Origin of the sequence: Nocardia takedensis NBRC 100417 (assembly GCF_000308695.1) — a bacterium.
GTDB classification, from domain to species: domain Bacteria; phylum Actinomycetota; class Actinomycetes; order Mycobacteriales; family Mycobacteriaceae; genus Nocardia; species Nocardia takedensis.
The window spans coordinates 1-1,137 of record NZ_BAGG01000111.1; the positions used below are offsets into that span (position 1 = coordinate 1).

The 1,137-nt window shown below is 63.4% G+C and carries 1 protein-coding gene; it reads right to left on the bottom strand.

Annotated features, from left to right (window positions below):
• The coding region (locus ON30_RS23765; protein WP_040710297.1) for an AMP-binding protein at positions 1-1,137 on the bottom strand (1,137 nt) is incomplete at both ends.

A 1,137-nucleotide genomic window follows, 5' to 3' on the forward strand; every position in this document is an offset into this window, starting at 1 on the left:
GGCGGGCCACGACCTGGGTCGCGATCAGCGAGTTACCACCCAGATCGAAGAAATCGTCATCCAAACCCACCGGACGATCCCCCGCGATACCCAACACCTCCGCGAAGGTGTTCGCCACGATCTCCTCGATCGGCGTCGAGGGCGCACGGAACTCCCGCGCCTCGAACACCGGCTCCGGCAGAGCCCGACGATCCAGCTTCCCGTTCGGGCTCAACGGCATCGCCTCGAGCACCACGATCGCCGCAGGCACCATGTAGGAGGGCAGCAATCCGCTCAGGTGGGTACGCAGGGCGTCCACCTCGACCGTCGCACCTGCCACGGGCACCACGTAGGCGACCAACTGATCACCCGTACGCGCATCCGAACGCACCAACGCCACCGACTGCGCCACCGCATCATGCGAGGTCAACGCCGTCTCGATCTCACCGAGCTCGATACGCAGACCACGCACCTTCACCTGGAAATCCGTACGACCCAAATAGACGATCGCACCATCGGCCGACCTGGTCACCAAGTCACCCGTGCGATACATCCGCGAACCCTCGACCCCGTACGGGTCGGCCACGAAACGATCCGCCGTCAGATCGACACGACCGTAATAACCACGCGCCAACTGATCACCGGCCAGATACAACTCACCCGCCACACCCACCGGAACAGGATGCAAACGCGAATCGAGCACGTAAGCCCGCGCGTTCCACACCGGCAAACCGATCGGCACCGCACCCTCGACATCCACCGCCACCGGAGCATGCGTCGCGTGGACGGTGAACTCCGTCGGACCATACAAGTTGAACAGTTCCGCGTCACTGACCTTACGGATCGCCCTGACGGCATCGGCGGTGAACGCCTCACCCGCCACGAACAACGTCCGCAACGACGACAGAGCGTCCGCATCGGCCGTATCCACACTGCCCGCGAACACCGTCAACATCGACGGCACGAACGAAGTCATCGTCACCCGCTGCGCACGGATCACCTCCGCCAGATACTGCGGATCACGATGACCATCCGGACTCGCCACCACGATCCGACCACCCACCGACAACGGCGCGAACAACTCCCACACCGACACATCGAACGTCGCCGGAGTCTTGAACAACACCACATCATCAGCGGTGATGCCGTACTCGCCAC